The sequence below is a fragment of the Pseudonocardia sp. SID8383 genome (genome assembly GCF_009864975.1).
In the GTDB taxonomy this organism is placed as follows: Bacteria; Actinomycetota; Actinomycetes; order Mycobacteriales; family Pseudonocardiaceae; genus Pseudonocardia; species Pseudonocardia alni.
The window spans coordinates 1-6,699 of the sequence record NZ_WWFY01000522.1 but is presented as its reverse complement, the minus strand read 5'-3'; the positions used below and the strand labels follow the sequence as shown (position 1 = coordinate 6,699).

Annotated in this window: 7 protein-coding genes; 1 reads left to right on the top strand and 6 read right to left on the bottom strand. The window is 75.4% G+C overall.

Translation table 11 applies throughout. The features are described 5' to 3' along the window. A partial coding sequence (locus GTW08_RS12955; protein ID WP_161151970.1) for an MFS transporter occupies nucleotides 1-811 on the top strand: 811 nt, incomplete at its 5' end. A gap of 63 nt (nucleotides 812-874) precedes the next feature. Here GTW08_RS12955 and GTW08_RS12950 read toward each other — a convergent pair. From GTW08_RS12950 to GTW08_RS12925, 6 genes are all read right to left on the bottom strand, one after another. After that, on the bottom strand, nucleotides 875-1,894 hold the full coding sequence (locus tag GTW08_RS12950) for a hypothetical protein (protein WP_073574231.1): 1,020 nt from the start codon (nucleotides 1,892-1,894) through the stop codon (nucleotides 875-877). 79 nt (nucleotides 1,895-1,973) lie between these two features. Then, on the bottom strand, nucleotides 1,974-3,203 hold the full coding sequence (locus tag GTW08_RS12945; protein WP_073574232.1) for a DUF418 domain-containing protein: 1,230 nt from the start codon (nucleotides 3,201-3,203) through the stop codon (nucleotides 1,974-1,976). A gap of 75 nt (nucleotides 3,204-3,278) precedes the next feature. Next, on the bottom strand, nucleotides 3,279-3,707 hold the full coding sequence (locus tag GTW08_RS12940; RefSeq protein ID WP_073574233.1) for a pyridoxamine 5'-phosphate oxidase family protein: 429 nt from the start codon (nucleotides 3,705-3,707) through the stop codon (nucleotides 3,279-3,281). 17 nt (nucleotides 3,708-3,724) lie between these two features. Further along, complete coding sequence (locus GTW08_RS12935; protein ID WP_073574234.1) at nucleotides 3,725-4,117, bottom strand: transglycosylase family protein; 393 nt, start codon at nucleotides 4,115-4,117, stop codon at nucleotides 3,725-3,727. A 199-nt stretch (nucleotides 4,118-4,316) separates the two neighbouring features. After that, nucleotides 4,317-5,537, bottom strand: coding sequence for an MFS transporter (locus tag GTW08_RS12930; RefSeq protein WP_304580032.1), 1,221 nt, complete (start codon nucleotides 5,535-5,537; stop codon nucleotides 4,317-4,319). 182 nt (nucleotides 5,538-5,719) lie between these two features. After that, nucleotides 5,720-6,634 carry an alpha/beta hydrolase fold domain-containing protein gene (locus GTW08_RS12925; protein WP_161151969.1) on the bottom strand — a complete coding sequence of 305 codons (915 nt, stop codon included), beginning with the start codon at nucleotides 6,632-6,634 and terminating at the stop codon, nucleotides 5,720-5,722. Between the last annotated feature and the right edge of the window lie 65 nt (nucleotides 6,635-6,699).

Genomic DNA, 6,699 nt, shown 5'->3' with positions numbered 1-6,699 from the left:
ACTGGCGCTGCTCGCGGTCCCCTACCTGTGGCGGCACTCGGTGGTCCGCGGCGACGGCGCCCGGGTGGACCTGGTGGGTGCGGCGATCGTCGCGACGGCGGTGTCCGGACTGGTGCTGCTGGTGCAGTCGCCCAGCGCGGGTGCGGTCGCGGCCGTCGCCGGTGGGGTGCTGCTCGCGGTCGGCGTCCCGGTGACGGCGCTGTGGGTGCGGGCCCGGCCCGACGGGTTCCTGCCGCGCGGGGTGGTCGGCAACGCGACGGTGGTGCGCAGCTCGCTGTGCGCCTCGGCGGTGCCGGCCAGCTGGTTCGCCCTGCTGCTGGGCATCCCGCTGGAGCTCGCCGAGCGCGGCTGGAGCCCACTGGCCACCGGGCTGGTGCTGGTGCCGTCGGCGGTGGTGGCGTTGGCGTGCCCGGCGGCGTCGGCGTTCCTGCAGGCCCGGATCGGGCCGCGGCAGACCCTGACGTGCGCCTGCGCGACGACCGTCGTCGGGCTGGTCGTGGCCGTGGCCGGGGTGGCGAGCCACCTGCCGTGGGTGCTGGCGCTCGCGCCGATGCTGGTGACGCTGGCGTTCGGCACCGGGCAGCCCGCGATGATCGCCGCCGTCGGCACGGCGGTGCCGCAGGACCGGCGCAGCGGCGCGATCGGGGTGGCGACGCTGTGCTTCCTCACCGGCGCCGGGATCGGGGCGGCGGTGATCGGCGGGTTCGCCGCCGTCGTCGGGCTGAGCGCGGCACTCGCGCTGCTGCTGGTGCTGCCCGTCGCCGGGACCGCGGTACAGATGCTCGCGGGGCGCCGGTCCGGAACGGCGTGATCCTCCAGCCGCGCCCCGGTGACGGCCGGTGGTCGCCGGGCCGGTCGTCGCCGGCCGAGCCGCTCAGCGGCCCGCCCGGACCGAGCGCCGTACCTCGTCGGTGTAGCGCAGGCGCAGCGCCGCGGTCCGGGCGGTCCCGACCAGCCGCGGGTCGGTGCCGGGGGTCTCCCGGGCCACGACGTCGTCGAGCCACACCCGGAAACAGCCGTGCAGCCCGCGGACCAGGCCATCGAGCAGGCACGACGCCGGGTCGAGCGGGTCCAGCACGGTCGAGACCGCCCGGTGGCCCTCCTCGGGATGCGGTGGCTGCTCCGGGCACACGATGAACCAGCCCTGGCGGGCCAGGACGGCCTCCTGGAGCAGGTCGAGGACCACCACCTCTTCACCGACCCCGGCCAGGGTGCACAGCACGTGCCGGGCCACCGGGAGGTCCTCGTGCCCGATCGCCTCGGCGAGCGCGACGACGTCGGGCACCGTGTGCCCGACCCGCTCCGCGACGAGCACGGCCGAGGCCCGCAGCCAGCGCAGGGTCGCGACGGCGGCCGCGTTCGGCTCGACCGACGTCACGATCGCGGGCGGGCCGAGCGGGTCGTCGTGCAGCAGCGCGTGCGCGACGAGGAGCTGCTCGGCCGGGGCGTCGCTCCGGGGGTGGACGACGGCCTGGGCGGAGCGTCCGGTGAGGACGCCGTCGTCGGCGACGAGGACGGCGTCGGTCTCGGCGCGGACGTCGGCGACGACGGCGTCGCGGAACGCCCGCCCCGGTGCCCGCGCCACGATCCGGCCCAGCAGGTGCGCGGTCTCGGCACAGCCGTCCTCCATGACGCGCAGGAGGTCCCCCACCGGCTGGTTCGGGTGCCGCACGGCCGCGGCGAGCGCCGCCGGGTCGAGCTCGTGGGCGGCCTGGTCGGCGTAGGTGGCCCACAGGTGCGTCGACAGGGCGCTCAGCGCCTTCGCGGTGCGGCGGGCCAGGGAGTGGTCGAGGGCCTTCGGGACGCGGGCGGCCCGGCAGGCGACGGCGCCGTCGCCGGTGGGCCAGCAGGCGACGATCGTCGAGGCGACCGGGTCGTGGGCGTAGGTGGTCATGCGGCTTGGACGAGGCCCGGGCCGCGGCGGTTCCGCCGGGTCCGCGGCCGGGTACCGATGGCCGCGCCCGACCGCCGGGTCACCGCCCCGGCCGGTACGCCAGCCGTCGCAGCAGTTGCTCGGCCGGGCCCGTACGACCGGCCCGTTCGAGTGCGACGGCGACAGCGACGGTCACCGTCCACACCCCGACCGCGTAGACGGCCATCCCGGCGCTACCCAGCAGCCCACCCACCCCGAGCCCCCAGGCCGCGAGGACCGGCGCGCACAGCACGGACTGTCCCAGATAGCCGGTCATCGACCGCCTGCCGAGCGCGGTCACCGCCGACGCGACCCGCCCCGGTGGCCGCCCCTCGAGCCGGGCGGCGAGCAGACCGAACACCGCGACGTAACCGATCCCGCACACCAACCCGGTGACCATCTGTACGGCGGTGAACGCCCAGACGACCGTGCCGAGCTCCGGCAGCACGCCGACGTGGGCGAGCGCGTGCGGCAGCCCGCCGAGCCAGCCGACCGCGACCCCCACGACGGCCGCCGGCCACAGCAGCCGCCGGTGCTCGGCCGGCCGTTCCAGCACCCTGCGCCGGGCGGCCCAGACCCCGAGGAGCATCGCAACCGGTACCGCGATCCCGAACAGTCCCTGGCCGAGCACGATGAACGGCCACAGCAGCATCCGGTCCAGCGCCGCCGTGAGCGGGTCGGTGGCCGAGGCGCTCGCGGTCACGAAGGCGGGGAGCCCTCCGCCCTGCACCGGCACTCCCTCGACGACGACCGCCCAGGCACCGTAGAGCGAGAACGCGGCGAACGCCGTGAGGACGACGGTGCCCAGCGCCGACCACACCAGCAGGGTCCGGTCGGAACGTCGCAGGAACAGCCAGGTCAGCACCAGCCCGCACAGGCCGTACGCGCCCAGGACGTCGCCACCCCACAGCAGCAGGGCGTGCACGAGACCGAACGCGATCAGCCACAGGTTGCGGCGGCGGAGCACCGCGAAGGCCCGGGCGTCCGGCACCCCGGCCTCGGCCTGCCGCCGACGGATCACCGCGAGGCCGTACCCGAACAGGAACGCGAACATCGGGTACACCCGCATGTCCACGCCGATGATCAGCGCGGCCTGCACGACCCGGTCGACGGGCGAACCGTCGACCGGGTGGAAACCGGCCTCGGAGTGGGCCCGTCCGTACAGGTAGAACGGTGTGTTCGCGAGCGCGATGAGTAACAGCATCGCCCCGCGGGCGAGGTCCGGCGCCGGTGCGCGCTCCGCCGTCCCGAGCGGGCCGACCGGCTGCGGGCCAGGTTGCCCGGCCGTCACGACATCCTCACGCGGACCATCGCACCGCGTGACGTACCGGACAGGCAAGTGGAAATCAGGCAGTGGGCCGTCCGGTCAGTGGTTCCCGACCACCCGCTCCGGCACGACGAGCACCGCGGCCCGCCGCTGCTCGGCCATCACCCGGTCGTACTCGGCCCAGTCGTCGTGGGTCCCACCGCACGCGACGAACACGTCCCGGAGGAGCTGCGGTACGTCGACGCCGTCCCGCGGGTCGTCCGGCCCGAAGATCTCGGAGCTGCCCTCGACGGCCACCCAGCGCCACCCGGCCCGCCAGTGCAGCGACGTCGCGGGTCGCGCACGCAACGCCGTCAGCTTGACGGGGCCGTAGGTGACGTAGGCGGCCACCGGGGCGCCGGTCACGGGGTGGTCGAGCACACCGGCGTTGACCAGCGAGGTGTGCGGGCGGCCGTCGGCGCGTACGACCGCCACGGTGCACAGCCCGGAGTCCTCGGCGACGATCCGCCGTACCGCGTCCAGATCCATGCGGCCAGTGTGGCGGGTCAGCGCCAGCCGAGCTTCTTGGTGCAGGCCGGCCAGGCCTTCCAGCCCTGCTCGTCCTGCACCTTCTTCGCGATCTCGATCTGCTGGGCCTTGGTGGCCTGCTCCGCGCTCGGCGCGTACTGGCGGCCGCCGAACTCCTTCCAGGTCGACGGCGTGAACTGCAGGCCGCCCTTGAAGCCGTTGCCGGTGTCGGCGTCCCAGTTGCCGGTGCTCTCGCAGTGCGCGAGCTTCTCCCAGGTGGCCGAGCGCTCGACGGACGGGGCCGACGAGGTCGACTCGGCCGCCGAGGCGGTCCCGGCGACGCCCAGCGGGGCGGCCGCCATCGCGGCGAACGCGCTGATCCGGGCGACCTGGCGGCCGGTCTCGGTGGGTTTGCGGTGTCGTCCAGCCATGGTCGTTCCTCTACCTCGGGGAGCAGGTACCGCCCGGGCCGGAGTGCGGGGAGGACCCGGAGCGGCCGACACCGTAACCACGCCGAGACCATCGGTCACAACCCGTGACACCCGCCCACCGCGGAGTACGCGACGAGTGGTCGCCTGCCCGCGTTCACCGACGGATGGGGTAACGCATACCGCTCGCGCCGTCCGCCGATCAGGCTCCGCAGGTCGGCGCGGGGACCGGTTCTCCGGTCGCGGGAACCGGCACACGGCGGCCCAGCACGGCCGCGACGACGGCCAGCAGCGCGACGACGCCGCCGTACACCAGCGCCGTGGGGCGCAGCTCCCCCAGCGTCGCGGCGACGCCCGCGACCATCGCCGGCACCGAGAACGCCAGGTAGGCCAGTGTGTAGAGGGCGGCGAACAGCTCGCCACGCTCGTGCGGGGCCGCGAGCGTGGACATCGTCCCGAACGTGGCGTAGGCGGCCGCACCGAATCCGAGCCCGGCGACGACCGCACCGACGGCGGCGAGCGCGAGCAGCCCGGTCGACACCCCGGCCAGGGTGACGACGGTGCCGGCGGCCAGCAGCCCGGCCGCCGGGACGAGCAGCGCCGACGGCACCCGCCCGCGCAGCGCGAACGCCGTCACCGCGCCGGTCCCGACGAGCGCGACGACGGTGAGCCCGCCGACCAGGTGGTCGTGCACCCCGAACACCTGCGCGACGACCGAGCCCCCGAGCGACAGGTAGAGCCCGCCGAGCGCCCAGCTGGCCAGCAGGATCGGCACGATCGCGACGAAGCCGGCCCGCACCCGTGGCGGCACCCCGACCCGCGGCCGCAGCGACCCGAGCGCCCCGGGCCGACGGTCGATCGTCTCCGGGATCAGCGCGACCAGCACGGCGGCCAGGACCAGGCCGGCGACCAGCAGCGCCCAGACCAGGCGGGTCGGGGCGGGCGCGTACTCGACGAGCAGGCCGCAGCCGAGCGCACCGAGCGCCAGCCCGGCGAGCGGAGCGGTCCCGTTGATCGCACCCGCCCGGTCCGGCCGGTCACCGCGGGCGGCGAGGTCGACCAGCGTCGCGGGCAGCGTCGCCGTCGCCGCACCGGTCGCGACGCCCTGGACGACGCGCGCGACGAGCAGCCAGCCGACGCCGTCGGCCAGCAGGAACAGCACCAGGGACACGACCTCCAGCGCGATCGCACCGAGCAGCACCGGCTTGCGTCCGATGTGGTCGGACAGCGACCCGGCCACGAGCAGGGCGGCGATCAGCGCGAGGACGTAGACCGCGAACACCGTGGTCAGCGTGAACTCGGTGAACGCGAACCGCTCCTGGTAGACGACGTAGAGCGGGGACGGCGCGGACGACGCGGCGAGGAACCAGACGAACGTCGCTGCGACGACGGCGAACGCCACCGGCGGGGACAGGCGGGGCACGGTGCTCCTCGGGTCGGACGGCCTACTGAGCATCGGCAACGACCGGCCCGGGGCCCGCATTCCCACGCCGCTGCGTGGCCGGCCACCCCCACCCCGCCCGGGCTGCTCCCAGGGTCACCCTCGTAGCCCTCTAAGCCACGAAAGTGCCCCTGGGGGCAACCCCGGGGTGAGGGCGCACCGGGTCAGGCCAGGGCGGCGCGCAGGGCTGCTCCCGCCTCGTCGAGCAGGGCGCGGCTGTCGTCGACCGCGGCACCGAACTGCAGGAACCCGTGGATCATGCCCGGCGACTCGCGCAGCTCCGTCTTCACGCCCGCGGCGTTCAGCGCCGCGGCGTAGGCGGCGCCCTGGTCACGGAGCGGGTCGAACTCGGCGGTGACGACCAGCGCGGGCGGCAGCCCGGACAGGTCGGTGGTGCGGGCCGGGGACATGCGCGGGTCCAGGGCGTCCTGCTCGCCGGTGAGGTAGTGGCCCATGAACCACTCCATCCAGGCGACGGTCAGGAGCGGGCCCTGGGCGTTCTCGGTCATCGACGGGCTCTGGTCGGCGGCGTCGACGGCCGGGTAGACCAGCAGCTGGAACCGCAGGGCGGGGCCGTGGTCGCGGGCGTGCTGGGCGACGACGGCCGACAGGTTCCCGCCCGCGGAGTCGCCACCGACGGCGATGCGGGACGGGTCGCCGTCGAACTCCGCGGCGTGGGCGTGCACCCACTCCAGGGCGGCGACGGCGTCGTCGACGGCGGCCGGGAACCGGTGCTCGGGGGCGAGCCGGTAGTCGACCGCGACGACGACGGCGCCGGACCGGTTGGCCAGCGACCGGCAGACCGGGTCGTGGCTGTCGAGGTCGCCGATCACCCAGCCGCCGCCGTGGTAGAAGACCAGGACCGGGAACGGGCCGGTGCCCTCGGGCGTGTAGATGCGCACCGGTACGTCGCCGGCGCGGTCGTCGCGGACCGCCGCGACCGGCTCGGGCGGACCGGACACCGCGGCCATCTCCCGGATCATCGCGCGGTTCTGCGCGACGGTCATGGTCTCCGGCGGCGCCCCGCCCTGTTCGGCCATGAGGTTCAGGAGGGCTTCCACCTGCGGGTGCAGCGGCACGGTCGTGCTCCTTCGACGTCGTCGTCCTGCGGGGCGGAGGGCCCCACCGGATCATCCTGCACCCG